This is a genomic window from Catenulispora rubra (assembly GCF_015356825.1).
Lineage (GTDB): Bacteria > Actinomycetota > Actinomycetes > Streptomycetales > Catenulisporaceae > Catenulispora > Catenulispora rubra.
The window spans coordinates 1-25,204 of the sequence record NZ_JAACYW010000167.1; the positions used below are offsets into that span (position 1 = coordinate 1).

Below are 25,204 nucleotides of genomic sequence, written 5' to 3' on the forward strand. Positions count from 1 at the left end.
GGAGCCCCCCGCCCCGGAGTCCCACGGCCCAGGGCCGCAGTCGATAACGTTCCGATAGTCGTGCGACCCGTCGAAGTGATACGCGGGGTGCCCACCGGAGTAGCGCCCCTGGTGCAGCACCACGTAGAGCCGGTCACCACCGAAGTCGTCTCCATAGGCCCGCTTCGCATACAGCCAGCACCTAGAGACGAAAGGACAGATCCATTGAATCCGGCCCGCCACAGACTGGTCGACGTAGACCGCGACATCGTCGTCGTACGCGTGCAGCCACAGCTCCTGGTCATGCTCGAACCAGTGCTCCCTCCACGTAGCCGGCGGCACCGCGGAGACGGACCTCGCGCCAACCATTGTCATATCGGATCTCGCCATGTTCGGGGCGGCGGGCCGCCATAGACGCGCATGTTCTGGAAATCGAAGGCTCGAAGAGGGCTTCCAGCCCGGGAATACGGCCTCACGTAGGCCATGGTTCGACCGACGGGAAAAGGAACCCTGAACCGCCCGCCTGAACCGCCCGCCTGAACCCGCCACCCGAACCCCGCGTACCTCAGGCCGTGAATGCAATAGCACAGCCAGTCCGCGCCCGCATCGCCGGAATCGGCGGCTACCGCCCCCGACGCGTGGTGACCAACGAAGAGGTCTGCCGGCAGATCGACTCCACGCCGGAGTGGATCGAGCGCCGATCCGGCATCAGGACCCGCAGATTCGCCCAGCCCGACGAAACGCTGGTGGAGATGGCCGCGATCGCCGGCGCCAAGGCACTTGGCGACGCGGGGCTGGCCCCGGCCGACGTCGACCGCATCCTGGTCGCGACGATGTCCTGGACGCCGGATTCCCCCGCCGACCTGGCCGCCGCAGTAGCCGACCGGCTGGGAGTGCACGCGGTCGCCATCCAGGTGAATGCCGCATGCGCCGGCTTCACCGCGGCGCTCAAGCTCGCCGCCGACGCCGTCTCCTCCGGCACCAGCGGCACCTGCCTGGTGATAGGCACCGAGCGGATGTCAGACATCGTGGACCCGACCGACCGCGGAACCGCCTTCCTCTTCTCCGACGGCGCCGGAGCCGTAGTCGTCACAGCGTCAAAGACTCTCGGCATCGGCCCGGTGGTCTGGAGATCTCGCCCGGACCTGTCGCAAGCTATCGTGACCGTTCCCGGCGGCCCGGACACGCGTCCGGTCCTGCAGATGGCCGGCAACACAGTCTTCCGCTGGGCTGTATCCAGCCTCCCCGAGGCGATCAGCGAAGTGCTGGAGGCCTCGGGTCTCGAAGCCGAGGATCTCAGGGCCTTCATCCCGCACCAGGCGAACCTGCGAATCACCCGGTCCGTAGCCGAGTCAGCAGGTCTGTCGCAGCACGTGGCGATCGCCGAGGACATCGTCGACCAAGGCAACACGTCGGCAGCATCCATCCCGCTGGCGATGGAACGGATGCGGGACTCAGGTGTAGTCGCCCGCGGCGATCTGGCCCTACTGCTCGGCTTCGGCGCCGGGCTCGGCTTCGCCGGCATGGTCGTAGCCGTCCCCTGACGCCGCCGCTGTCCTGTGTACCGGGAGCGCCTGAAGCGCCCGCACGTGGAGCAGTCCATGCCACCGGAGCTGATCGACAGGTACCGACACCCGCATCGGCGGCAGGTGACGCGCCAGCGCAGGCAGCGCGGTGGTGGCGATCGCGCGCGCGAGCCAGGACCCGATACAGCGCCGCTTTCCTTGCCCGAAGGACAGGTGGTCCGCCTCGTCCCGCGCGAGGTCCAGGACCTCGGGATCCGTGAAGACCCGCGGGTCGCGGTTGGCTGCGGGGAACACCGGATAGACCAGGTCGCCCTCTGTGATGTCGACGCCGGCGAACGTCAGGTCCCGCCGCGCGATGCGGAGTTGCCCCCACGGCGACGGCGGCTGCCAGCGCAGCAGTTCCGCGACGGCGGATTCGACACCGTCGCCAACCATCTGCCGCCGCGCCGCGGGATCGGTGACCATGACGAGGCTGCCGTTGGCCAGGAGGGCCGCCGTGGTCTCGTAGCCGGTGGCGATCAAGATGACGATCATCGCCCCGATCTCGACCCGGGTGATCGCCCCCCGACCGCGATACGCCTCGATCAGCGCGCCGATGAGGCAGTCGCCGGCTATCGCGTCGGGATCGTTCATGGCCTGCAACGCCAGCCGATGCAGCGCCCGGGACGAGCTCTGCCACCTCTCGTCGGCGGGGTCCAGCCAACCGCTGGTCACGTGCAGGTGCTCGGCGAACTCCGGCAGCAGCCCGTCACGGACGCCCAACACGCGCCCGATGACCTGAAGCGGGATCGGTACGGCGAACTCGGCCACCAGATCGACCCGCTCGCGATCGGCGAGCGGCGCGACCACCGTCCGCACGACCTCCTCGATGACGGGCTGCATCTTCCGGACGCGATCGCGCGTCAGGAAAGGCATCGCAAGCCGAAGCAACCGCTGGTGGTCGGCACCTTCGCTGTTGAACAGAGTGCTGTGGGGCGTCGCGAAGTAGTCCTCGGGATAGCGCCGGGACCCGTAGTCGAACGCAGGAGACGGCACGGCGCGCCAGTCCCGGGTGAACCTGTCGTCGCGCAGCAGCGCCAGCACCTCGCGGTAGCGCGTCACGGCCCACACCTGCAACCCGCCGGGGAACTCGACGCGCTGGACCGGTCCGGCCTCGCGCCATTCCCGGTAATCGACGCCCGGATCCAGAGAGTCGGCCGGCCTCAGACACCGGTTGTTGAACCCTGCGAGCCCGACAGCCGTATAGGAGGCCGGGCGGAGACCGTCGACAAACTCACCGAATGGATCATCTGTTCGAATTGGCATGGTTTGTACCGTATCATCACCAGGATCCCAGGGGGTTGCGATGGCCGAGGACGCCGGCGTCAGGAGCCACATAGTCCTGACCCGGTCGACGGATCGCGACCGCGAACCGCTGACCACAGCATGGATCGGCGGCATCTTCGGCGGCGTGAAGTACCTGCGGCCACTGGCCCGGGCGACCCGGATGCCGGGCATCAGCTACGGTCTCTGTCCAGCCTTCGGGACCGCGACCGGCGAGGCGCGGATCGACGCGTTCGTCGACTCCTGCCTCGCAGCGCTTCGCCGCGTTCAGCCGCGCGGACCGTATCGGATCGTCGGCCACTCATTCGGCGGGACCATCGCCTACGGGGTCGGATGCCGCCTGCGCGATCAGGGAGAGCAGGTGAAGGTGGTGATCCTCGACAGCAGCCTGTATCAGCTGCCGCCGGAGGAACCCGCGTCGCCCATGCGTGAACAGCAGGAACTCAGAGCCCTGGATCTCCTGCTCTACGGCACGGCCGTGGCCTATGCGAAGCCGATGCCACGCGACATCGACTGGACGCAACCCGCTTCCCGCATCCGTCCCCAAGTCCACGCCGCCCTCGGCGAGATCGGCCTACACCTGGCGCCCGACCGGCTGGATGCCGTGATCTCGACGTGCACCCGCAACATCGGCGCCCTCGCCGTCCACCGGCCGCCCGACGCTGACTTCCCGGTGCTGTTCGTCCAATCCGACGAGTTCCCCGACCTGCCCTCCGGGCAGTGGCGGTTCATGCGCACCGCAGATCGCTTCGCCAAGTGGCGGACAGTGAAGATCAGCGATCTGACCATCGCCGAGGTGAGCGGGGACCACCTCACGATGACCGCCTTCCCCCACGTGATCGACGTCGGAAACGTCATCCGTACGTTCCTCGCCGGCGACGCTCGCCGGGGGAGGCCACCGCTTCAGCTCAGCTCGAGGTAGGGCTCGAAAGCCCGCAAGAGCAGCGCGCGCATCCGATCCGGCTGCATGTCGGTCGAATTGGCGAGGATCTGGATCGCGAGCCCGTCGACCATCGCTGTGAACCGGTCGGCGAGGGCTTCGACGTCGGCGCCCGGCGCCAGGCCCTCGGCCTGGCATTCGCGGAGCAGGTCGAGCACGACCTGGTACCAGCCGGAGTAGACCCGCCGCTGGGTGTCCCGCAGCCGCGGTTCGAGCATCGCCTGGTTCCAGAACTGGATCCACACCGACCACTCGTCGATGTCGTCGCTCGTGAGCGGCAGCTGCACCTCGATCAGGCGACGCAGCTTGTCGCGCGCGGACGTCGCCTTCTCGAACTCCACGTCGATCTGCGCCCGGAACCGCTGCGCGTAGAACTCCAGCGCCGCGTGCAGCGTGGCTTCCTTGCTCGGGAAGTGGTAGTGCACGGTCGCGGTGCTGGTCCCGCAGTAGCGGGCGATGTCCGCGACGCGCACGTTGTGATAGCCGCGCCGCGCGATGAGCACCGTCGCGGCCTCAAGGATCTGCTCCCGCCGCTCCTGCGCGCTCACCGCCTCCGCGCGCTCCCGGCCGTTCGTGGGCGGGGGCACGGGCGCCGGACCGGTGCCCTGCGCGAGGTAGGCGATCGAGACGCCGCACGCCTTCGCGATTGCGGCGAGCTCCGGGTCGCGCAGCTTCCGCGTCCCCCGAAGCGCCTTCGACAGGGCGGTCGGGTCCATGCCGACCTGAAGGGCGAGGTCACGCTGGGACAGCCCGGCCGCGCGGATCGCGGTGCGCACCCGTTCCGGCAGGTCGGGCAGCTCGGCGGGGGCGGGGCTCGTCGTGTTCTGCGAGCTCGTCATAACCCCGTCAGTATGCCAGGCGGGACGCGCTCATCCCGGTCCGGCCCGCGGCGCGCAGGGCGGCGACCACCTCGCCGGCGGCGCGTTCGCCCGAGGAGATCGCGCCGTCGATGTAGCCGTTCCACACCGAGGCGGTCTCGGTCCCCGCCCAATGGAGACTTCCGGCGGGCTCCCGCCATCCGGCCCGGCCGTAGGACGCCCAGCCGCCCGGCGTCACGAAACACTCGTAGCCCCCGATGGTCCAGCCGGTCCGGGGCCAGATCGTCTCGACGTACTCGATCGGCTGCGCAGCGCCGGCGCCGACGACCTCGGACAGCGCGGCGAGGATCCCCCGGCGGCGCTCGTCGTCCGGCAGGGCGGCCCAGCGGTCGAGCCGGTCGCCGTAGACGAAGGCCACCAGCGCACCCCGCGATGCGTCCTCGGGGGAGTTGTCGAAGACCACCCCCACCGGGTGGTCGCCGTAGAGCGTCGCGATCCCGGAGAGCCCGGCCTCGCGCCAGAACGGCCGGTCGTAGATGGCGTGCACCTTCGCGACCCGGCCCATCGGGGTGTGGCGCACCCACCCGCGCCGTGCGGTCGGCAGCTCCGGGGCGAAGGCGATGTGCTCGACGGCTGCCGGCGGCACGGCGATCACGGCACGGTGCGCGCGCACGACGGTGCCGCTGCCGGTGCGCGCTTCCACGCCGCTCGGGGTATGACGGATCGACAGCACCGGCTCTCCCAGCCGGACCCTTCCCTCCAGCGTCCGCGCCAGTGCGTGGGCGACGGCGTCCGCCCCCTCGGTGAACCGGGCGTCCTGCGCACAATCGCGGGTTTCCATCAGCTGCTCGTAACCACCCGCGGAGGCCAGGTAGAACAGCACGTGGAAGAAGGAGATCTCACGAGGCTCCGCGCACCAGACACCTTGAACGGCCAGGGCCAGCCGTTCGAGGGCGTCCTCGTCGGCGGTCTGCGCCCGGAAGAAGTCCTCCGCCGACTGGGCGTCGTACTCCGCGAACCGCGGGGTGTCCCACGGCCGCTCGACGTCGACGGCCCCCGCGAGGCGGTCGAGGAGGGCGGTGACGCGCTCGTACTCGGCGATCCCCGGACCGCGCTCGGGTGCGGCGCCGGTGTAGGCCATTCGGGTGCCGTCGCCGCGGATCTCGATATGGCTTCCGGACTCCCACGTCGGGAACCGCTCGCAGCCGAACCGGTCGGCCAGTTCCTGGAACCGCAGCTGGCTCGGCCCGATCCACTGGCCGCCGTGATCGACGCGCACCCCGGACCGGCTCGGCCGGCTGTGGACCCGGCCGCCCACGCGGTCCCCGGCCTCCAGCACCACGACCTCGAACCCCGCCTCGACCAGGCCGGAAGCCGCGGTCAGGCCGGCGTACCCGGCGCCCACGACCACGACGTCGGTGTCGACGGCGAAGCCGGGACCGGTGGCGGTCCCGGTGTCCCCGGTGTCCTCGGTGCCGGTTCCGGGGCCCGTTTCGGGGCCGATGGCGGAGATGTCTGGTGTTGTCGCTGTCACGCCGCCCACTGTTTCGCAACACTGGCTGAGGAGTCAATAGATCTCGAAGAATTGCGATTTACCTCTTGACAGGGTCCCGCGCGCTCGTCAAGCTGACTCACCAATCAGTTGTTGCGTTTCGACGATAGTGCCGATGAGCCCCATGACCAGGGAGTGGCAGTGACCCAAGACTCGCAATTTTCTCCAGGCTCGGCCGCGCCACCGGTCCGGGAGCTCCGCCTCGCCGGGCAGGACGGCATCGCCGACAGCAGCGCCGACAGCAGCATCCCCGAGAGCAGCGTCCCCGACAGCATCACCGCCGAGAACATGGCCGCCGCGAACTTGGCCGCCGAGAGCGGCGCCGACGAAGTCTCCGAGAAGGGCCTGCGCTCCGGAGCCCTCGGCATGGCGACCAGCCTGATCCTGTCGGTCGCGTCGGCGGCGCCCGCCTACAGCCTCACCGCGACCCTGGCGTTCATCGTCGGATACGTCGGCTTCCAGGCCCCCGCCGTGGTGGTGCTCGCCTTCGTCCCGATCCTGTTCATCTCCTTCGGCTACGCGGCGCTCAACCGCCGCGACCCCGACTGCGGCACGATCTTCACCTGGGCCTCGCGGGTCCTCAACCCGAACATCGGGTTCCTCGGCGGATGGGCGATCATCGCGTCCTTCGTGCTCGTCATCGGCAGCCTGGCACAGGTCGCGGGACAGTACGTGTTCCTGCTGGTCGGCGCCAAGGGGATCGGCGCCACGCCGTCCGACCCCTGGATCCTGCTGGCCGGGCTCGGCTGGCTCCTGCTGATGACGCTCGTCTGCTACCGCGGCATCGAGATCGCGGCGGCCGTCCAGCGCGCGCTGCTCTTCCTGGAGTTCGGCATGCTCCTCGTGCTGTCCGTCGTGGCGCTGGTGCGGGTCTACAGCGGTCACGCGCCCGCCGGGACGCACCGGCCGCAGCTGGCCTGGCTGAACCCGTTCCACGGCTCGATGAGCGCGTTCGTCAGCGGCCTGGTCCTCATGCTGTTCATCTACTGGGGCTGGGAGACCGCGCTCACAGTCAACGAGGAGACCACCGACCGGCGCCGCACCCCCGGCCGCGCCGCGACCTACTCGACGGTGTTGCTGGTGGCGCTGTACCTGGTCGCCACCTTCGCCGCGATCTCGTTCGCCGGCATCGGGAGCACCGGCATCGGCCTGAACAACCCCGACAACTCCGCCGACGTGCTCTACCCGTTCGGCACCGCGGTGTTCGGTTCGAGCGGCGCCGGATCGATCCTGTGGCACCTGCTCATCCTCATGGTCCTGACCTCCGCCGCCGCCTCGACGGAGACGACCGTGCTGACCCTGAGCCGGACCATGCTCTCCATGGGCGACCAGGGCGCCCTCCCGCGAGCGCTCGCCCGCGTGCACCCGCGCTTCCGCATCCCGCACGTCGGGACGATCGCGGTCGGCGTCGCCGGGGCGGTGGTGTACACCACGATGAACTTCCTCGGCCACGGCCTGGCCATCGGGGACGCGGTCTCCTCGTGCGGGGTGATGATCGCGTTCTACTACGGACTCACCGGCCTGACCTCCGCCTGGGCCTACCGCGCCGCATGGCGTGACAGCGCCGCGGATATCTGGCTGCGCATCGTCTTCCCGCTGATCGGCGGAGTGGTGCTGCTCGCCGCCGGCTCGTGGACCCTCGTCCACGCCTGGGACCCCTCCCACAGCGGGACGAGCTGGACGCTCCCGTTCTCCTCCGGAACCCGCGTCGGCGGCACGTTCGTGATCGGCACCGGGGCGATCCTGCTGGGACTGCTCGTCCTGCTGGTCTGCCGCCGCCGCTATCCCGCGTTCTTCCACCGCCCGGCCTCGCAAGGTTGATCTCCATGAGCTTCGCAGACTTCCCCTCCACCAGGCAGTCCGCCTACCAGATCGTCGATCCGGAGACCGGTGAACTGGTCCAGTCCTTCCCGTACGCCACGGACGCCGAGATCGAAGCCGCGCTGCAGGGCGCGCAGGCGGCGTACCTCTGGTGGCGCGGCCGGACCGTCGCCGAACGCGCGGAGACCGTGCGCCGAGCCGGGGCCGTGCTGCTGGGACGTGCGGAGGAACTGGCCGAGACGATGCGCTCGGAGATGGGCAAACCCCTCGCCGAGGGCATAGCCGAGATCGAGTACTGCGCCACCATCTTCGACTACTACGCCGACCACGGCCCAGCGCTCGCCGCGGACCAGGAACTCCCGGCCCGCGGCGGCGCGCAGGCCGTCGTCCAATCCCGGCCGATCGGACCGCTGCTGGGCGTCATGCCGTGGAACTATCCGTGCTACCAGGTCGTGCGGTTCGCCGTACCGAACCTGGTGCTGGGGAACACCGTGATCGTCAAGCACGCCGAATCCGTGCCCCGCACCGCCGACACCCTCGAACAGATCATGCTCGAAGCCGGTCTTCCGCACGGCGCCTACCGCAACGTGTTCGCCAGCCACGGCCAGATCGCGTCCATCATCGCCGACCGCCGCGTCCAGGGCGTCTCGCTGACCGGATCCGAAGCCGCCGGGTCCGCCGTCGCCGCCCTGGCCGGGCGCCACCTGAAGAAATGCGTGCTCGAACTCGGCGGTTCGGACCCGTTCATCGTGCTCGACAGCGCCGACGTCGCCGCGGTGGCGGCCCTGGCCTGGCAGACCCGCATGGACAACAACGGACAGGCGTGCACCTCGAACAAGCGCCTGCTGGTCATGGACGACATCCACGACGCGTTCGTCGACGCGCTCCTGGCCCAGGCCAAAGCCGTCGACGCGGCGAAGCACCCGCCGCTTGCCTCCCGGACCGCCGCGGAGAACCTCGCCGCGCAGGTCGACGACGCCGTCGCCAAGGGCGCACGCCTGCTGGCCGGCGGGACCCTGGCCCGGGACGGTTCGGCCCGCTACGCGCCGGCCGTCCTCCTGGACGTCACCGCGGACATGCGCGCCCACGACGAAGAACTCTTCGGGCCGGTCGCCGTCGTCTACCGCGTCCGGGACGACGACCACGCGGTCGAGGTCGCCAACTCCTCGCCGTACGGACTCGGCGCCTCCGTCTTCAGCACCGACACGGACCGCGCGCGCCGCCTGGCCGAGCGGCTGGACGCCGGGATGGTCAGCATCAACTCGCCCTCCGCCGACGGACCCGAACTGCCCTTCGGCGGCGTCAAGCGCTCCGGCTTCGGCCGCGAACTCGGCCCGGCCGGGATGAACGAGTTCGCCAACAAGCGGCTCGTCTACACGGCGGCGGGGCCGAATGTCTGACACGGCCTTCGCCATGAACCCCGATGTGAACTCTGCTACGAACCCTAACACGAGCTCCGATACGAACCCTGATATGAAATCCGGCTCGGACTCTGGCACGAGCTTTCCCGGGGCCTTCCCCTCGGCCTTCGTCGATCCTTCGTCCGTAGCCGTCGTCGGCGCGAGCGAGAACCAGGCCAAATGGGGCTACTGGCTCGCTCGCGGGGCCCTGGCCGGTGCCGACCGGCGCCAGGTCTGGCTGGTCAGCCGTCGTGCCACCGAGATCCTGGGCCATCGTTCCTACCCGAGCGTGAGCGACCTGCCAGGCACGCCGGCGCTCGTCGTCCTGTCTGTCCCGGCCGAACATGTGCTGCCGGTCGTAAACGACGCGCTGGCCAAGGGATCCCGTGCCTTCCTCGGGATCACCGCCGGGCTCGGCGCCGCCGCCGAGGACGAACTCGCCGCGCTGCTCGACCGGTTCGGTGCGCGGATGATCGGCCCGAACAGCCTGGGCCTGGTCAACACCACCGCCGACCTGCGGCTCGCCTGGGGACACTTCACACGCGGGAATCTCGCGATCGTCTCCCAGAGCGGCCAGGTCGGTTCCGAGATCGCCGAACTCGGCGCGCGCTCCGGACTGGGTATCTCCCGCTTCTACTCCGTCGGCAACCAACTCGACCTCACAGCCGCCGACGTCCTGGAGTCACTGACCCGCGACGAGCACACCAAGACGGTGGCGCTGTATCTGGAGAGCTTCAGCGACGGAACGCGGATCGTCGAAGCACTCAGAGAACTGCGTCGCGCCGGCAAGCACACGCTCGTGCTCACCACCGGCGCCAGCGAAGGCAGCCGTCGGCTGGCGCGCTCCCACACCGGATCGATGACGTCGGCGCTCGACGTCGTCGACGCCGCGTGCCGCGTCGCAGGCGCGCTGCGGGTCTCGACACCGAACGAGCTCGTCGACGTGACCCGGGTCCTGGCCGCGACGGCGCCACCTGCCGGGCGCCGCGTGGCGATCATCAGCGACAGCGGAGGCCAGGGCGGGATCGCCGCCGACGTCGCCGCCGCGCAGGGACTGCTGACGCCGGCTTTGAGCGACCGGCTGCAAGCCCGGCTGCGGACGTTGCTGCCTGCCGCGGCCGCCGTGGACAACCCGGTGGATCTCGCCGGCGGGGGAGAGGCGGAGCTCCAGGTCTACGCCAAGGTCGCGGAGGCGGTGGCGGAATCCGGCGAGGTCGACGCGATCGTCCTGTCGGGATACCTCGGCCGCTATGGCGAGGACAGCCCGGGAGTCCAGGAGATTCAGGACACTGAGTTCGCGGTGATCGACCGTCTGGGGCAGCTGGCCGGCGGCGCGGCACCGGTGCCGGTACCGCTGGTCGTGCACAGCATGAGCAGGTCCTCGCCTGCGGTTTTGCGTATGCGGGACCATCGGATTCCGGCGTTCGACACCATCGACGCGGCGCTCGGCGCGTTGGGCCGGGCCGCGCGGCTCGGAGGGCAGCCGGGCCGTGATCTGCCGCCGGGTCGGGACAACGCGGCTTCGCGCGTCCAGGGCTACTGGGGCGCTCGCGAGTTCCTGATGGCGCAGGGCATTGAGATGCCGTGCGCACGACGCGTCACCGACGCCGCCGAACTCGCGCAGGCCTGCACGTCGCTGCGCGCGCCGCTGGTTCTCAAAGCAGGGTGGATCGAGCACAAGAGCGAGCACGGAGCAGTCCGGACCGGGTTGAACCAGGACACCACCGCCGAGGCGTTCACCGAGATGTACGACCGGCTCGGTCCGGGGGAGTACGTCCTCGAAGAGCAGGACACGCGTCCCGGCGTCGTCGAGATGCTGGTCGGGGCACGCCGTGACCCCGACTTCGGTCCCACGGTGGTCGTGGGCTTCGGCGGGGTCCAGGCCGAGCTCTGGCAGGACGTGTCCGTCGAGCTGGCCCCGGTCGATCGGTCGACAGCCGCGAACATGCTCGACCGCCTGCGCTCGTCCCGACTCCTCGACGGCTGGCGCGGACAGCCGGCCGTCGACATCAGCGCCCTGATCGAGGCGATCGTCGTCGTGTCCGAGCTGATCGCCGGCGACGCCTCGCTCGAAGAGATCGAGATCAATCCGGTTCGGGTCGGGCCGCGGGGCGCCCTGGCCGTGGACGGACTTGTCGTGCCCGTAATTCATCACGTATGAGCAGGAGCAGCCGCATGAACACCTCCATTGAGCCCTGGCCGCTGACCGACGAGCAGCGCGCGATCGTCGAGCTCTGCCGGGAGTTCGCCGCGAACGAGATCCGGCCCCGCGGCCGCGAGGTCGACGAGGCCGACATCGTCTCGCCGGTGGACATCTTCCAGGCCGCGGCGAAGGTCGGCATTACCGACTTCATGCTTCCCGAGGAGTACGGCGGCGGGGGGTTCACCGACGTCGTGACCCAGTGCCTGGTGCAGGAGCAGATGTGTTGGGGCGATCCCGGGATCGGCAACTTCGTGTGCTCGAACGGGTTCTTCGCCGATCCGCTGCTCGAACTCGGCACCGAAGAGCAGAAGGAAACGTGGCTGCGTCCCCTGACGGGCCCGACCCCGCTCTACACAGCCTTGGCGACGACGGAGCCCGGGGCGGGCTCCGACGCCGCGTCCATCACGACTACTGCGGTCCGGGCCGACGGCGGCTACGTGCTCAACGGTCAGAAGGCCTGGATCTCCAACGCCGGCCTAGCCGATCAGTACGTCGTGTTCGCCAAGACCGATTCCTCCCTGCGTTCCTCGGGCGTCACCGCCTTCCTGGTGCGCAAGGGCGCCGAAGGGATGACGTTCGGCGAGCCGATGCGGAAGATGGGCCAGCGCGCGATCGTCTGTCGGGAGATCTTCTTCCACGATGTCTTCGTTCCCGAGGCCGACCGCCTCGGCGACGAGGGCCAAGGCTTCCACGGGCTGATGAAGACGTTCGACGTCTCCCGGATCGTCCTGGCCGCGGCGGCGACGGGAGCCGCGCGTGCGGCGTACGAGTACGCGCTCCAGTACGCACGCGAGCGTACCCAATTCGGCAAGCCCATCATCGAGCACCAGGCGGTCGCGTTCCGGCTCGCCGACATGGCCACGCGCATCGAGTCGGGGTGGCTGCTCACGCTGCACGCCGCGCGCCTGCTCGACGCCGGCGCCGACACCACCAAGCTCGCCGCCATGGCCAAGCTCCAGGCCTCGGAGACCGCGATGGCCGCGACGTGGGGCGCCGTGCAGACCCTCGGCGGATGGGGCTACTCGCGTGAGTACCCGGTCGAGCAGTGGATGCGCGACGCCAAGCTGGAGGAGATCGAGGAGGGCACCTCGGACATCATGCGCCTCGTCATCTCGCGGCGGCTCTGAGTATCCGGCTCCAAGTCCGACCGGCACTGCCTTCTCTGAACAGGACCGACATGGGTTTCCAGAACGAGTTCACCGAGATGTTCGGCGTCGAGCATCCCATCGTCTGTGGCGGCATGCTGGCCGTCGGCACCGCGGACCTGATCTCGGCCGTCGCGAACGCCGGCGCGCTGGGATTCCTCAGCGCCCTGACTCAGCCGACGCCGGAGGCGCTCGCCGACGAGATCAAGCGGTGCCGCGACCTCACCGACAAGCCGTTCGGCGTCAACCTGACCATCCTTCCGACCATCGAGCCGGTGCCTTATGACGACTACCGCGCGGTGATCATCGACTCGGGCATCAAGATCGTGGAGACGGCCGGCAGCAACCCCGCGCCGCACCTGCCCGCGTTCAAGCAGGCCGGGGTGAAGGTCGTGCACAAAGCCGTCGCGGTCCGGCACGCGCTCAAGGCCGAGGCGCTGGGTGTGGACGCGGTGAGCATCGACGGCTTCGAGTGCGCCGGCCACCCTGGGCCGGACGACGTCCCCGGCCTGGTGCTCATCCCGGCCGCGGCCCGCCGGCTGACGATCCCGATCATCGCCTCGGGCGGCTTCGCCACCGGCGCCGGCCTCGTCGCGGCGCTGGCGCTCGGGGCGTGTGCGATCAACATGGGCACCCGGTTCGAGGCGACGGAGGAGGCGCCGATCCACCCCAACGTGAAGGCACAGATCGTCGCCAACGACGAACGCGGCACCCAGATCGTTTTCCGCGAGTTCGGCAACACCGCCCGAGTGGCCCGAAACACCGTGTCGGAGGACATCGCGCGCATCGGTGCCCTACCGCAAGCCACCTTCGCTGACGTCGCCGACCTGGCCTCCGGCAGGCGCGCCAGGCAGCAGGTGCTCCACGACGGCGACGTCGAGGGCGGCATGTGGTGGGCTGGCCAGGCGCAGGGGCTCATCGACAGCGTCGAGAGCTGCGACACCGTGGTGCGGAGCATCGTCGAGGACGCCGAGCGGATCATCCTCGGACGGCTTGTGCGGCAGGTCAAGCGCATGTGAGACAATCGGAACCGGTCACCCTGGATGATCCTGCCGGGCGACCCCGAACGAGATGTGCGCCGTACCCGGTCCGCCAAGACGACGCTCCCTGAGGAGCTGATTCGTCGTGGAACAGGTAGTGCAGATCATCGGGTCGATGTTGGTCTTGGCGGCGTTCGTGGCCGCGCAGAGGGCCTGGCTGCGTCAGCGATCAGCCCTCTACCTCCTTCTCAACTTCGTGGGCTCCACTGTGCTGACCGTTGCGGCCATTGCGGGCAGCCAGTGGGGATTCCTGCTGCTGGAGGGCGTCTGGGCGCTCGTGTCGGGTGCGGGTCTGCTCGCTGTGGTCCGTGACTCAGGTTCAGGCTCAGGCGCTGACGCAGCTGCTGACGTAGCCGTCGCCGGCCAGCCCGACCTTCGCCAGTAGCGCCGCCGCGGCCATGCCGGTCGGATCGGCCGTCACCGCCACGGTCTCCCAGAGCGGAACGTCCCCGGCCAGCGGGATGAACCGCACGCGGTCGGTCTTCACGGTGAACGACTGCGGGACCAGCGCGACGCCCAGGCCGAAGGAGACCAGGTCCAGGAGCGAGTGCACGTCCGACGCCTCCAGGGCGACGCGGCGCTCGACACCGGCCTCGGCCAGGACCCGGTCGGCCAGGTCGCGGGTGCCCCAGTCCGCGGTGAAGTCGACGAACCGCTCGTCGCCGAGGTCCTGGAGCTTGACCTCGTCGCAGCCGGCGAACCGGTGGTCCAGGGCGCAGCCCAGGACCAGCGGCTCGCGGTCCAGGGCGCTGACCACGACCTCCTCCGGGATCTGCCGGGGCCGCGAGACGAACGCGATGTCCAGGCTTCCGGTGCGGACCCGGTCGGTCAGATCGCCGGAGCCGCCGTGGCGCAGGCTCACCTCCAGCCCGGGGTGTTCCCGCACGAACCCGGCCAGCAGTGCGGGGACGTGCACTGCGTGCAGGCACTGCAACGAGCCGACGGACAGCGTGCCGCGCAGCAGTCCCCGCACCGCCGCGACCGCGCCCTTGGCGGCGTCGCCGGCCGCCAGCGTCTTGCGCGCCTCGACCAGCAGCGCCCGGCCCTCGGCGGTCAGCTGCACCTGGCGCGTGCTGCGCAGGAACAGCGGCGCGCCGAGCTCGCGCTCCAGCGACCGGATCGACGCGGACAGGCCGGACTGGGCGATGTGCAGGCGCTTGGCCGCGCGGGTGAAATGGCAGTCCTCGGCGACGGCCACGAAGTGTTCCAGTTGGCGCAGTTCCACGCCGGTCCCCATTCATCAGCCACGGAAGTCATCAGCCACTGAGCTCAGGAGCATTCAGCAGAGCCGGTGCTCAATGACATCGGGAACTCGTGTTGGACAGTACTAATTCCCGGTGGCGAGGCTTGAGGGGAAGCAGAGCGACGCAGAACGAACGCACAACGAACGCGAGACGCAGGACCGGGAGAGGAACAGCCATGAAGACCCGCCGCATCGGCGACACCGCTGTCAGCGCCATCGGGCTCGGCGGCATGCCGATGTCCATCGAGGGCCGCCCCGACGAGCAGCGCTCCGTCGCCACTATCCACGCCGCCCTCGAAGCCGGCGTCACGCTGATCGACACCGCCGACGCCTACCACCTGTTCGCCGACGAGGTCGGCCACAACGAGAGCCTGATCGCCCGGGCGCTGGCCTCCTACGGCGGCGACACCTCGGACGTGCTGGTCGCCACCAAGGGCGGGCACCTGCGGCCCGGCGACGGCACCTGGACGCAGGACGGTTCGCCCGCGTACCTGAAGCAGGCGTGCGAGGCCTCGCTCAAGCGGCTCGGCGTGGAGGCCATCGGGCTGTACCAGTTCCACCGGCCCGACCCGAAGGTCCCCTACGAGGACTCGATCGGCGCCATCCGGGACCTGCTGGACGAGGGCAAGATCCAGCAGGCGGGCATCTCCAACGCGAGCACGCAGCAGATCCAGCTCGCCAACGAGATCCTGGGCGGCCAGCTGGTGAGCGTGCAGAACCAGTTCTCGCCGCGGTACCGGAGCAGCGAGGCGGAGCTTCAGCTGTGCGCCGTGCTGGGGCTGGCGTTCCTGCCGTGGAGTCCGCTCGGCGGGATCTCGCAGGCCGCCGGGCTCGGCACCCGGTTCGACGCCTTCGCCGAGGTGGGGGCCGCGCACGGGGTGAGCGCGCAGCAGGCGTGCCTGGCGTGGATGCTGGCCAAGGCGCCGGTCGTGATCCCGATCCCCGGGTCCTCGCGTCCGGAGACGATCCGCGACTCGGTCGCGGCGGCGGATCTGGTGCTGTCGGCCGAGGAGTTCGCTCGGCTGGACGCCGTATGAGGGACGCGGCTGGCTCGGCTGGCCCGGCTGGCCTGGACGCGGTGGCTGGCACGGCTGGCCTGGCTCCTGCGGCCGCGCTGGCCGTTCCGGCGGCCCCCGCGGTCCCGGCCGTCCCGGCGGCTCCGGTCACCTTCGGGATCGTTGGTCGCGGCTGGCGCGCGGACTTCTTCGCGCGCCTGGCCGCCCTGCTGCCCGAGCGGCTGACGCTGGTCGGCGCGGCGGTCCGGCGGGCCGAGGCTGCCGAGGAGGTCGCGCGCCGGTGGAGCGTGCCGGCGTACCTCTCGCCTGCCGAACTCGTCGCGAAACAGCACCCTGACTTCGTGGTGGTCTGCGTGCCGTGGCCGGCGACGCCGGAGATCACCGCGGCGCTCGTCGACGACGGGGTCCGGGTGCTGGCCGAGACGCCGCCGGCACCGGACGCCGACGGGCTGCGGGCCTTGTGGGCGCGGGTCGGCGGCGGGGAGATGGTCCAGGTGGCCGAGCAGTACCTCATGCTGCCGGGGCACGCCGCCCGGCGCGAGCTGGTGCGCCGGGGCGTGATCGGGCAGGCGACGTCCGTGCAGGTCAGCTCGACGCACGGCTACCACGCCGTCTCGATGATCAGAGGCCTGCTGGACGCCGGCTTCGGGCCGGTCCGCGTCACCGCCTCCCAGTTCACGGCGCCGCTGCTGGACCCCCTGAACCGCGACGGCTGGACCGGTGACGAAGCCCCGAAGGACGCCACCACCACGCTCGCGACGCTCGACTTCGGTAACGGCCACTCGGGCCTGTACGACTTCACCGACAACCAGTGGCACAACCGCCTGCGGCTGCGCCGGATCCTGGTCCGCGGCAGCCTCGGCGAGATCGCCGACGACACGGTCGTGCGCTGGGGCGGGCCGGAGACGGTACTCAGGTCCGCGATCGTGCGCTCCCAACTCGGCCGCGACCTGAACCTCGACGGTTACGACACCGAGCACCTGTCCTTCGACGGCGCCGTCGTCTGGCACAACCCGTTCGCCGGCCTGCGCCTGATGGACGAGGAGATCGCGATCGCGACCCTGCTGACCGCGACCGCCGCCTGGGCCCGGGACGGGGAACCGGCGCCATACCCGCTGGCCGAGGCGTGCCAGGACCACCTGGTCTCGCTGGCTATCGACCGGGCGGCGGCCACGGGATCGGGCGTCGTCACCGAGGTCGAGCCGTGGGGGCCGGCTGAGCGCGCCGGCTGACCGTTTCGCTCCGTTTGCCGCATCTGCCGTGGTCCCCGAGGGTGGGAACCACGGCCCGGCACGCGAAGGAGACGACGTCCCATGACAGACGCGCAGCCCAACCCGACGACCACCGACGCGGGGATCCCGGTCGCCAGCGACGAGCACTCGCTCACGGCCGGCCCCGACGGCCCGATCCTGCTGCACGACCACTACCTGATCGAGCAGATGGCCGGCTTCAACCGGGAACGCGTCCCCGAACGGCAGCCGCACGCCAAGGGCGGCGGCGCCTTCGGCCGGTTCGAGGTCACCGGGGACGTCAGCGCGTACACCAAGGCCGTCGTGTTCCAGCCGGGCACCACGACCGACATGGTCGCGCGCTTCTCCACGGTCGCCGGGGAGCACGGCAGCCCGGACACCTGGCGGGACCCGCGCGGCTTCGCGCTGAAGTTCTACACCGCCGACGGCAACTACGACATGGTCGGGAACAACACCCCGGTCTTCTTCATGCGCGACCCGCTGAAGTTCCAGCACTTCATCCGCTCGCAGAAGCGGCGCGCCGACAACAACCTGCGCGACCACGACATGCAGTGGGACTTCTGGACCCTGTCCCCGGAGTCGGCGCACCAGGTCACCTGGCTGATGGGGGACCGCGGCATCCCGCGCAGCTGGCGGCACATGAACGGGTATTCGAGCCATACCTACATGTGGGTCAACGCCGTCGGCGAGCAGTTCTGGGTGAAGTACCACTTCCTCACCGACCAGGGCGTCGAGTTCCTGGCGCAGGATGAGGCCGACACGCTGGCCGGGTCGGATAGCGACTACCACGTCCGCGACCTGTGGACGGCGATCAGCGCCGGCGAGCACCCGTCGTGGACGCTGAAGGTGCAGGTCATGCCGTACGCGGACGCCGCCGGGTACCGCTTCAACCCCTTCGACCTGACGAAGGTGTGGCCGCACAAGGACTATCCGCTGGTCGAGGTCGGCCGGATGACGCTGGACCGCAACCCCGTCGACTACCACTCGCAGATCGAGCAGCTGGCGGTCGAGCCGAGCAACCTGATCCCCGGCATCGGCCCGAGCCCGGACAAGATGCTGCTGGGCCGCATGTTCGCCTACCCCGACGCGCACCGCGCCCGCATCGGCGTGAACTACACCCAGCTCCCGGTCAACGCCCCCATCACCCCGCCGCACAACTACAGCACCGCCGGCCGCATGCGCTACCACTACGCCTCCGACCCGGTCTACGCCCCGAACTCCAAGGGCGGCCCCCACGCCAACCCCGCGCACTCCGCCGAACCCGCGGGCTGGCCGGTCGACGGCGAGATGGTGCGCGCAGCCGCCGCGCTGCACGCCGAGGACGACGACTGGGGACAGGCCGGCACGCTGGTGCGGGAGGTCATGGACGACGCCGCGCGGGACCGGCTGGTCGGGAACATCGTGGGGCACTTGTTGGACGGCGTGAGCGATCCGGTGCTCGAGCGCGCGTTCGAGTACTGGCGGAACGTGGACGCGGAGGTCGGGCGACGGATCGAGGAGGGTGTGCGGGCCGGGCGGAAGTGAGCTGAAGCCGCAATTCGCACATCCGCACATCCGCACACCCGCACACCCGCGCCAGTCTCATGCCGGCTCGCGCATGTCCGCACGCGCCAGTCTCAGGCCGACCCGCGCATGCCCGCACGCCCGCGCCAGTCTCGTGCCGACCGGCCCCGTGCCTCCGCGCCAGTCTCGTGCCGACTCGCGCCCACACATCCGCGCCAGTCTTGTGCTGCCTGGCGCGCGCGTACCCGCGCAGTCTTGTGTTGCCTGGCGCCCATCCGCGGGCCGGCATGCGGCTTTTGGTTCCGTCGGCCTCGTCGAGGCTGTCCGTCAGCAATTCGGTGGCGGCCGTCGCCGCGCCGGTGCTGGTGCGTGCGCGGCGGTTCGGTGTCGCCGAGAGCTGACATCCGCAAACCGTGGGGGGAATGGTCGTGGTCAAGAAATCGTGGTTTCGTGCCTTGATTCTTGCGTTGTGTGCAGTGCTGCTCATCCCTGGACAAGCGTTCGCGACTCCAGGCGCGTTGCTGTGGGCGAATCCCACCAGCGCTTCCGAGGTCGCCGTCGGGCCGACTGTCGCGAACGGCATCGCCTACTACGGCGAGGGCTCGGGCCCGCTCTACGCCTGGAACGCGGCCACCGGCGCGCTGCTGTGGAGCTATCAGATCCCCGGCCGGACCGGCATCAACGGTGCGCCGGCCGTCGTGGGCAACACGGTGTACGTCGGCGGCATCGGCGGTTCCGTCGCCGCGCTGAACGCCACGACCGGTGCGGTGCTGTGGGTCAACGCGACCAATGCCTCTGAGACGGACATCGCCCCGACCGTGGTCAACGGCGTGGTCTACTACGGCTCCGGAAACGGCCCCATGCGCGCCTGGGATGCCACTACCGGCGCGCTGCTATGGAGCTACCAGATCCCCGGCCGTACAGGGATCGAAGGAGCGCCGACCGTCGTCGGCAGCACCGTGTATCTGGGCGGCTTCGGCGGTTCGGTCGCTGCGCTGAACGCTACGACCGGTGCGGTGCTGTGGGTCAACGCGACCAATGCCTCTGAGACAGGCATCGCCCCGACGGTGGTCAACGGCGTGGTCTACTACGGCTCCGGGAGCGGCCCGATGCGCGCCTGGGACGCTACCACCGGCGCGCTGCTGTGGAGCTATCAGATCCCAGGCCGGACCGGAATCAACGGCGCGCCGACCGTCGTGGGGAGCACGGTGTATCTGGGCGGCGTCGGCGGTTCCATCGCGGCGCTGAACGCCACGACCGGCGCAGTGCAATGGGTCGCCTCGACCAACGCTTCCCAGAGCGCCATCGGCCCGATAGTCGCCGGCGGAATCGCGTACTACGGCGAGGGCAGCGGCCCGCTGTACGCCTGGAACGCCACCACCGGTGCGCTGCTGTGGAGCTACCAGATCCCCGGCCGGACCGGCATCAACGGATGGCCCGTCGTCGTCGGCACGACGGTGTACGTCGGAGGCATCGGCGGATCCATCGCCGCAGTGAACAGCGCCACCGGTACGGCAGCGTGGGCGGCGTCCACCAACGCTTCCGAAACCGGCATCGGACCCGTCGTCGTGAACGGCGACGCCTACTACGGCGAGGGCAGCGGCCCGCTCTACGCCTGGAACGCCGGCACCGGGTCCCTGCTCTGGAGCTACCAGGTCCCCGGACGCCAAGGCGTGAACGGTGCACCGGCCATCGCCGGCAACGTCCTCTACGCCGGCGGCTGGGGCGGATCCATCGCCGCACTCAGCACGGTGTGACCGGGTAACGGCCATTGGCTCGTGGCGCCCTCGAACGGGTTCTCATACGGGTGGCAGTCGGGACAGTTGCGGCCTTGTTCGCTACGGTAGTGGTCATGGCCGAAGCTGCTGTTGTGCGACGACTGCCCGACCCGGACCCGCTCCTGGGCGCCGAGCCGATGCCCGACACCGTGTTCGAGGACCTGCTGGCCGACTCCGACGACCGCAACGGCGAGGCCTACCAGGCCATCGCCGACGCCGAGGCCACCTGGTCGTGACGTCGTGACCTTCCGGCTCACGCCCGAGCAGATCTGCCGCGTGAACCAGGCCTGCGGGGGCGACGGGATCCCCCGCGACCCGGCGATACTGCCCGTCGTGCTCTCCGTCGCCTACGGCGTCGTGTGGTCGCCGCGCACCCGCGGCTGGGAGCTGGAGTACCCCGACCCGCTGGACCGGGCCGTCCACCTGGTCATAGACCTGATCCGGTACCGCACCTTCGCCACGTCGAACACCACCACCGCGATCCGGGTCGCCGACGTCCTGCTGGCCGCCGACGGCATCGTGCTCACCCTGGACCCCGACACCGCCGCCCTGTGGGCCGAGCAGTGCGCGCACGACCACATGCGCGCACCGGCGTGGATGAAGCAGTGGCTCTCGCCGTGGATCAAGCGGCCCGAGTAACGTCCCGGGCCAGATCCCTTACAACCCCAGGTTCCCGAAGATACTCGTCTCGAAGGCGCAGTCGTCGTAGACGGTGCCCGCGTCGTACTGCTCGCTGTGGGAGTAGGACCTCACGGTCGCGCCTGTGCTCTTCTGCAGGAAGTACGTGGTCCCCGGCGGCAGCGTGAACGACGTCTTCGGATAGTCGATGCTGGTGTTGCTGCACGCGTTCTGCTGTCCTTCCGCGTTGCTGGCGTAGGCCTTGCAGCTGGTGCAGGCGCCGATGTTGATCGCGCCGGTCGCGGGGCCGGTGTAGAGGATCTGCATCGGGTCCGGGCTGTCGTTCGAAATGGTGATGGTGATGCTTCCGCCACCGGTCAGGGTGGGTATGACCTTGCCCGCGTCGGCGTCCTGCTGCGCGATCTGCGCGGCGATGCTGAATTTCTGGGCCAGCGCCTTGTTGGGGTCGTTGGGGTACGTGCTGACGAAGCTGTCCATGGCGGTCTGGGCGTCGGTGAACTTGCCGTTCTTGTAGTCGGACACCGCGCAGTCATAGGTGCCGGACTCGATGTCGCCGCCGTCGGTGGCCACGTCCTTCTTCAGGGCGTCGGAGACGGTGGCCACACTGCTGGTGAGCGACTTGGCCTGGGTCCCGAGCCCGGTGAGCGTGGCGGTGGCGGAGCAGGGGTCGGATCCGGTGAGCTGGCCGGCGGCCGCGCCGATCGCGGCGGCGACCGCGGGTTCGACCTTGCCGGCCTGCGCCGAGGTGGGGAACGTGGACAGCAGTAGGTTGAGGTCCTGCGCCGCCGTCGGGTCCGCCTTGGCGCCCAGGGCGTTCACGCCGCACTGGTAGAGGGAGGTGGCCAGCGGGTCGTTCGGGAAGGTGGCCAGCGATCCGAGGTCGGCCGTGCTGATCGTCGCGTCGGGCAGCGTGCGCAGGAACGTCAGCGGCTCGATCGCGCCGCAGTAGTCGTGGTTGCTGTAGGGGGTGCTGACGTGCTGGTAGAACGCGGTGAGCCGGTCCGGCACCTGCTTGGCGGCGCGCGACGTGCGGTGGTGGTCGAGCAGGTCCTGGTAGGTCCCCAGGGCGGTGACGTACGCCGGCTCGGCGGTGTCGGCGGACTGGGTCTCGGCCGCCGCGATGGCCGCGTCGGCCTGCGCCAGGCGGCTCAGCAGCATCCGCTGGACGGCTTCCTGGCGCGCGTTGTCGAACAGGATGGTGCCGCAGATCGGCACCGCGAGCAGGACGATGGCCAGGCCGAAGGCCAGCTGCGGGGTCGGGGGCCAGGCCAGCCGCGTGCGCAGGCTGAGGACGGCGGCCCGGGCGGCGGCGAGGATCAGGAACAGCACGTAGCCGATGATCACGGCGACCGGGACGCCATCCGGCTTGGCGGGCAGGGCGATCAGGAGCAGGATCCCGGTCGCGATCCAGCACACCACCGCTCCTCGCCAGCGGCGCAGCAGCGCGTGGCCGAGGCCCAGGCCGCTGAGGTTCAGCAGCGCCACCGCCGCGGCGCGCCACCGCTCCGCCGCGCCGACGGGCGGGACCGGCGCGGGCGGGACTTGCATGGGCGCCATGGGGGTCATGGGTAGGTTCGGTGGCGCCATCGGGACCGATTGAACCGGTTGAGGAGGCAGCGCGCCCAGGAAATGCGGCGGAACGTAAGCGGTCGGCACGCCGGGCGGCGGCTGATCGCCCTGCCGTGGCTGATCGACGTGCGGCGGCTCCGGGCGCTCCCCGACACCGTCCTGCGGCTCCTCGGTCATATCCACGTCCCCTGAATCTGTGTCCTGATAATGGAATTGTCCGCGCGGCTGGCGCACAGCAAGTACATCGGTCCCCACCTGGGTCGGGCAACGGTGAAAACGCTTAGATCCCGCCGGAACCGGTGGTTTCCTGTTGCCAACCGCCCGCGCTCCGGCAGCAACTCTGTCGGCGGCAGCCGATACATTCCACGCGCCCGAGCAAGCCGACCTATAGGGGAGTGGACCCATGACATCGACAGCGACGACCGAACCCGGCGCCTGGGACGCCGTACTGAACGAGGCCTTCCAGCTGCTGCTCGGCGGCACGTCGGAGGCGGACCCCGCCGCCGTATACGGGGTCTACTACGCCGACGACTCCATCGACGAGTTCCTGTTCCCCAACACCTGGGCCACCCCCGAGGGCTTGACCGACCCCGAGCCCGCAGAGCTACCGTTCCCGGGCGCGGACGAGTACCCGTTCTCCCCGGCGATGTGGCGGATCGACTTCAGCGAGTCGCTGTTCCACTTCGACGGCCAACTCCTCGACGCGACAGGCCCGTGGGGCGAGGACGGCCACAAGGGCCCGCGCCCCTTCAGCGACGATTTCGTCGCCGACCTCCAGGCCGCCGCGATCGAAGGCGCCACCGACCTGACGCTACGCGGCGCGGACCTGGCCCCGCTGCTCGCCCGCCACGCCGTCGACCTGACGCACGACACCGCCCAGCAACTCAACTCCTGGCTGACCGTACTGTTCCGAGTGGCGACCGACGGCACCCTCACCCAAGCGATGCAGGCCGCGACCTACACCAACCAGGGCCCCGACCACCTGGTGCCCTTCGACGCCGAAGGCTACGTCGACGCCGCCGAGCCGCACTGGGAGCAGGCGCTGAGCGCACTCCCGCACCCCGCCCTCCGCGACCACCTCCGCATGCTCAGCCTCGACGCGCACGGCGCCCGCTGCTGCGGCGCCTACTATTGCGGCACCGAGCGGTGGCCTGTCGGTACTTACGTCCTGGACGAGATCGGCTGCACCCTGATCGCCGGCTGGGAGTTCGGGGAATCGCAGGCCGGTACGGCCGTGGTGCGGCTGCCGGGCAAGGTGGACCCGCGCTGAGCTGCGGCGGCAAGCAGACCGGATGCGGCAAGGCTTCCGGCGTCGGTGAGAACCGGTGCCTTGGCGGCTGCGGAAGCCGAACAGTCGCGGACCGCCGCCAAACCGCCGGACGCGCGGGTCGCCCCCTCGTCGAGGAGGCCCGCCAGAGGCCTCAAGGCACCCACCAAACGCGGCAGACAGCCGCCAGACCAAACGTGTGCGCAGTGACTCGGACCGACGCGCGATCGTGCAGGCGAAACCGCCAGCCGCCAACGCACCATGCACAGACTCGGACCAGTGCGCGGTCGTGTTCGCGAAAACCGCCGGCCGCCAGCGTGACCCGTGGCGCTGAACCGAGCTGCGTACCCCCGCGAGGTCATCAAACCATTGGCGAAGCCGTAAAGATTCGCCTATAGACCACAAACCAACCGCACCCCGCCCGACACCAGCACCCATACATAAAGATCACCGCTCAACCCTCTACTATCCCGCGGCTTATATCAGCGGCCCACCACCCCCACCTCACCAAGTCTTCCCCGGCACAGTCGGCGGATCCTGCCCCACCAACCCATCAATAGCCTCCCGCAGCAGATCCGCGTGCCCGACATGCCGCGCGTACTCATCATGCAAGTCAGCCGCGATCCGCCGCAGGTTCGGCCGACCACCGTCCTCCCCAGTCGTGAACTCCGCGACCTGATCCAGCCCGCCCTCCCGCGCCAGGGCCGCAGCCATCGCCGTGCGCGAATGCTCGGCGGCGTTGCTCCAAAGCGCGTACAGCACCTCCGGCGAATCCTCGGCCGCGGTGCGCCAAGCCCACTCCGGGTCGCTGTGGTCGGCCACGTCCAGCGGCGGGCCGGGCGCCCGCCCGCTGAAGTCGATCGTGTACCGCTCCTCGACGAGCGCCAGGTGCTTCAGCAGCCCGCCGAGCGTCATCCTCGACGGCGGCAGGGGCCGGTTCAACGCAGCCGCGTCGAGGCCGGCGCACTTCCAGGCGAACTGGGCGCGGGAGCGGTCGAGCAGATACAGCACGGTCTCGATCTCGCTCGCGTTCATCGGCGGTTCGGTGACGACCGCCGCAGTGAGGTGTTCGGTCATGCGCGCTACCGTAGGACCAATCCCTGACGTTTCCCGTCCGGGATACCGGCACCTGTGCGAGATTCTCCGCGCGAGACTCAACCCGCATCAGACCCAACCCCCCCAACCCCCAAGG

General features: G+C 70.0%; 22 protein-coding genes, 1 pseudogene and 1 riboswitch. Of the genes and pseudogenes, 16 read left to right on the top strand and 7 right to left on the bottom strand.

Going from position 1 to position 25,204, the window contains the following annotated elements; translation table 11 throughout:
• A pseudogene (locus tag GWK61_RS57215) lies at positions 1-354 on the bottom strand (hypothetical protein); the annotation flags it as partial.
• Between the two features lie 197 nt (positions 355-551).
• Here GWK61_RS57215 and GWK61_RS34190 point away from each other — a divergent pair.
• Positions 552-1,523 (top strand): beta-ketoacyl-ACP synthase 3, encoded by a 972-nt coding sequence (locus GWK61_RS34190; RefSeq protein WP_194915831.1) that lies wholly within the window; start codon positions 552-554, stop codon positions 1,521-1,523.
• Here GWK61_RS34190 and GWK61_RS34195 read toward each other — a convergent pair.
• Positions 1,464-2,810, bottom strand: a complete 1,347-nt coding sequence (locus GWK61_RS34195; RefSeq protein WP_194915832.1) for a cytochrome P450 — start codon at positions 2,808-2,810, stop codon at positions 1,464-1,466. The two genes, GWK61_RS34190 and GWK61_RS34195, sit on opposite strands and share 60 nt — an antisense overlap.
• Before the next feature lie 40 nt (positions 2,811-2,850).
• Between GWK61_RS34195 and GWK61_RS34200 the strand changes: the two genes are divergently transcribed.
• The gene (locus GWK61_RS34200; protein ID WP_194915833.1) at positions 2,851-3,750 is read left to right on the top strand and encodes a thioesterase domain-containing protein; all 900 of its coding nucleotides are present in this window, start codon (positions 2,851-2,853) and stop codon (positions 3,748-3,750) included.
• Here the strand turns inward: GWK61_RS34200 and GWK61_RS34205 are convergent.
• Positions 3,732-4,607, bottom strand: coding sequence for a TetR/AcrR family transcriptional regulator (locus GWK61_RS34205; RefSeq protein WP_194915834.1), 876 nt, complete (start codon positions 4,605-4,607; stop codon positions 3,732-3,734). The genes GWK61_RS34200 and GWK61_RS34205 overlap by 19 nt on opposite strands.
• A 7-nt stretch (positions 4,608-4,614) precedes the next feature.
• Complete coding sequence (locus tag GWK61_RS34210) at positions 4,615-6,120, bottom strand: flavin monoamine oxidase family protein (protein WP_323747882.1); 1,506 nt, start codon at positions 6,118-6,120, stop codon at positions 4,615-4,617.
• Between the two features lie 159 nt (positions 6,121-6,279).
• Between GWK61_RS34210 and GWK61_RS34215 the strand changes: the two genes are divergently transcribed.
• The 6 genes from GWK61_RS34215 to GWK61_RS34240 all read left to right on the top strand — a co-directional run bounded on the left by GWK61_RS34215 (position 6,280) and on the right by GWK61_RS34240 (position 14,132).
• On the top strand, positions 6,280-7,959 hold the full coding sequence (locus tag GWK61_RS34215) for an APC family permease (RefSeq protein WP_323747883.1): 1,680 nt from the start codon (positions 6,280-6,282) through the stop codon (positions 7,957-7,959).
• Between the two features lie 5 nt (positions 7,960-7,964).
• Entirely contained in the window at positions 7,965-9,359 is a 1,395-nt protein-coding gene (locus tag GWK61_RS34220) for an NAD-dependent succinate-semialdehyde dehydrogenase (protein WP_194915835.1), read from the top strand.
• A gap of 73 nt (positions 9,360-9,432) precedes the next feature.
• Positions 9,433-11,520 (top strand): acetate--CoA ligase family protein, encoded by a 2,088-nt coding sequence (locus GWK61_RS34225; RefSeq protein ID WP_194915836.1) that lies wholly within the window; start codon positions 9,433-9,435, stop codon positions 11,518-11,520.
• A 14-nt stretch (positions 11,521-11,534) separates the two neighbouring features.
• Positions 11,535-12,689: an acyl-CoA dehydrogenase family protein gene (locus GWK61_RS34230; RefSeq protein ID WP_194915837.1), complete on the top strand. Its 1,155-nt coding sequence runs from the start codon at positions 11,535-11,537 to the stop codon at positions 12,687-12,689.
• Positions 12,690-12,739: 50 nt separating this feature from the next.
• Positions 12,740-13,726, top strand: coding sequence for an NAD(P)H-dependent flavin oxidoreductase (locus tag GWK61_RS34235; RefSeq protein ID WP_194915838.1), 987 nt, complete (start codon positions 12,740-12,742; stop codon positions 13,724-13,726).
• A gap of 23 nt (positions 13,727-13,749) precedes the next feature.
• Positions 13,750-13,814, top strand: a riboswitch (guanidine-III (ykkC-III) riboswitch).
• A gap of 18 nt (positions 13,815-13,832) precedes the next feature.
• Positions 13,833-14,132, top strand: a complete 300-nt coding sequence (locus GWK61_RS34240; protein WP_194915839.1) for a CBU_0592 family membrane protein — start codon at positions 13,833-13,835, stop codon at positions 14,130-14,132.
• Here GWK61_RS34240 and GWK61_RS34245 read toward each other — a convergent pair.
• On the bottom strand, positions 14,073-14,972 hold the full coding sequence (locus GWK61_RS34245; protein WP_323747884.1) for a LysR family transcriptional regulator: 900 nt from the start codon (positions 14,970-14,972) through the stop codon (positions 14,073-14,075). The two genes, GWK61_RS34240 and GWK61_RS34245, sit on opposite strands and share 60 nt — an antisense overlap.
• Before the next feature lie 194 nt (positions 14,973-15,166).
• Between GWK61_RS34245 and GWK61_RS34250 the strand changes: the two genes are divergently transcribed.
• The 6 genes from GWK61_RS34250 to GWK61_RS34275 all read left to right on the top strand — a co-directional run bounded on the left by GWK61_RS34250 (position 15,167) and on the right by GWK61_RS34275 (position 21,176).
• A complete protein-coding gene (locus tag GWK61_RS34250; protein ID WP_194915841.1) occupies positions 15,167-16,027 on the top strand; it encodes an aldo/keto reductase in 861 nt (286 codons plus the stop codon).
• Between the two features lie 41 nt (positions 16,028-16,068).
• On the top strand, positions 16,069-17,238 hold the full coding sequence (locus GWK61_RS34255) for a Gfo/Idh/MocA family oxidoreductase (protein ID WP_323747885.1): 1,170 nt from the start codon (positions 16,069-16,071) through the stop codon (positions 17,236-17,238).
• Between the two features lie 81 nt (positions 17,239-17,319).
• On the top strand, positions 17,320-18,780 hold the full coding sequence (locus tag GWK61_RS34260) for a catalase (protein ID WP_194915843.1): 1,461 nt from the start codon (positions 17,320-17,322) through the stop codon (positions 18,778-18,780).
• A 455-nt stretch (positions 18,781-19,235) separates the two neighbouring features.
• Positions 19,236-20,516 (top strand): outer membrane protein assembly factor BamB family protein, encoded by a 1,281-nt coding sequence (locus tag GWK61_RS34265; RefSeq protein WP_194915844.1) that lies wholly within the window; start codon positions 19,236-19,238, stop codon positions 20,514-20,516.
• Positions 20,517-20,611: 95 nt separating this feature from the next.
• On the top strand, positions 20,612-20,773 hold the full coding sequence (locus GWK61_RS34270) for a hypothetical protein (protein WP_194915845.1): 162 nt from the start codon (positions 20,612-20,614) through the stop codon (positions 20,771-20,773).
• A 4-nt stretch (positions 20,774-20,777) separates the two neighbouring features.
• A complete protein-coding gene (locus tag GWK61_RS34275; RefSeq protein WP_194915846.1) occupies positions 20,778-21,176 on the top strand; it encodes a hypothetical protein in 399 nt (132 codons plus the stop codon).
• An 18-nt stretch (positions 21,177-21,194) separates the two neighbouring features.
• On the opposite strand, the gene GWK61_RS34280 is transcribed toward GWK61_RS34275, so the two are convergent.
• Entirely contained in the window at positions 21,195-22,733 is a 1,539-nt protein-coding gene (locus GWK61_RS34280; RefSeq protein ID WP_194915847.1) for a hypothetical protein, read from the bottom strand.
• A gap of 72 nt (positions 22,734-22,805) precedes the next feature.
• Between GWK61_RS34280 and GWK61_RS58825 the strand changes: the two genes are divergently transcribed.
• Positions 22,806-22,937 carry a hypothetical protein gene (locus GWK61_RS58825; RefSeq protein WP_267254428.1) on the top strand — a complete coding sequence of 44 codons (132 nt, stop codon included), beginning with the start codon at positions 22,806-22,808 and terminating at the stop codon, positions 22,935-22,937.
• A 211-nt stretch (positions 22,938-23,148) separates the two neighbouring features.
• Positions 23,149-24,015, top strand: a complete 867-nt coding sequence (locus tag GWK61_RS34285; RefSeq protein ID WP_194915848.1) for a hypothetical protein — start codon at positions 23,149-23,151, stop codon at positions 24,013-24,015.
• A 501-nt stretch (positions 24,016-24,516) separates the two neighbouring features.
• On the opposite strand, the gene GWK61_RS34290 is transcribed toward GWK61_RS34285, so the two are convergent.
• Positions 24,517-25,089, bottom strand: a complete 573-nt coding sequence (locus tag GWK61_RS34290; RefSeq protein WP_194915849.1) for a mycothiol transferase — start codon at positions 25,087-25,089, stop codon at positions 24,517-24,519.
• Positions 25,090-25,204 lie beyond the last annotated feature (115 nt).

Coding starts and splice junctions, on each gene's coding strand:
- GWK61_RS34195 (WP_194915832.1), bottom strand. CDS start 2,810: ATGCCAATTCGAACAGATGATCCATTCGGTGAGTTTGTCGACGGTCTC.
- GWK61_RS34200 (WP_194915833.1), top strand. CDS start 2,851: ATGGCCGAGGACGCCGGCGTCAGGAGCCACATAGTCCTGACCCGGTCG.
- GWK61_RS34205 (WP_194915834.1), bottom strand. CDS start 4,607: ATGACGAGCTCGCAGAACACGACGAGCCCCGCCCCCGCCGAGCTGCCC.
- GWK61_RS34220 (WP_194915835.1), top strand. CDS start 7,965: ATGAGCTTCGCAGACTTCCCCTCCACCAGGCAGTCCGCCTACCAGATC.
- GWK61_RS34225 (WP_194915836.1), top strand. CDS start 9,433: ATGAAATCCGGCTCGGACTCTGGCACGAGCTTTCCCGGGGCCTTCCCC.
- GWK61_RS34230 (WP_194915837.1), top strand. CDS start 11,535: ATGAACACCTCCATTGAGCCCTGGCCGCTGACCGACGAGCAGCGCGCG.
- GWK61_RS34235 (WP_194915838.1), top strand. CDS start 12,740: ATGGGTTTCCAGAACGAGTTCACCGAGATGTTCGGCGTCGAGCATCCC.
- GWK61_RS34250 (WP_194915841.1), top strand. CDS start 15,167: ATGAAGACCCGCCGCATCGGCGACACCGCTGTCAGCGCCATCGGGCTC.
- GWK61_RS34260 (WP_194915843.1), top strand. CDS start 17,320: ATGACAGACGCGCAGCCCAACCCGACGACCACCGACGCGGGGATCCCG.
- GWK61_RS34270 (WP_194915845.1), top strand. CDS start 20,612: ATGGCCGAAGCTGCTGTTGTGCGACGACTGCCCGACCCGGACCCGCTC.
- GWK61_RS34280 (WP_194915847.1), bottom strand. CDS start 22,733: ATGGCGCCCATGCAAGTCCCGCCCGCGCCGGTCCCGCCCGTCGGCGCG.
- GWK61_RS58825 (WP_267254428.1), top strand. CDS start 22,806: ATGCGGCGGAACGTAAGCGGTCGGCACGCCGGGCGGCGGCTGATCGCC.
- GWK61_RS34285 (WP_194915848.1), top strand. CDS start 23,149: ATGACATCGACAGCGACGACCGAACCCGGCGCCTGGGACGCCGTACTG.
- GWK61_RS34290 (WP_194915849.1), bottom strand. CDS start 25,089: ATGACCGAACACCTCACTGCGGCGGTCGTCACCGAACCGCCGATGAAC.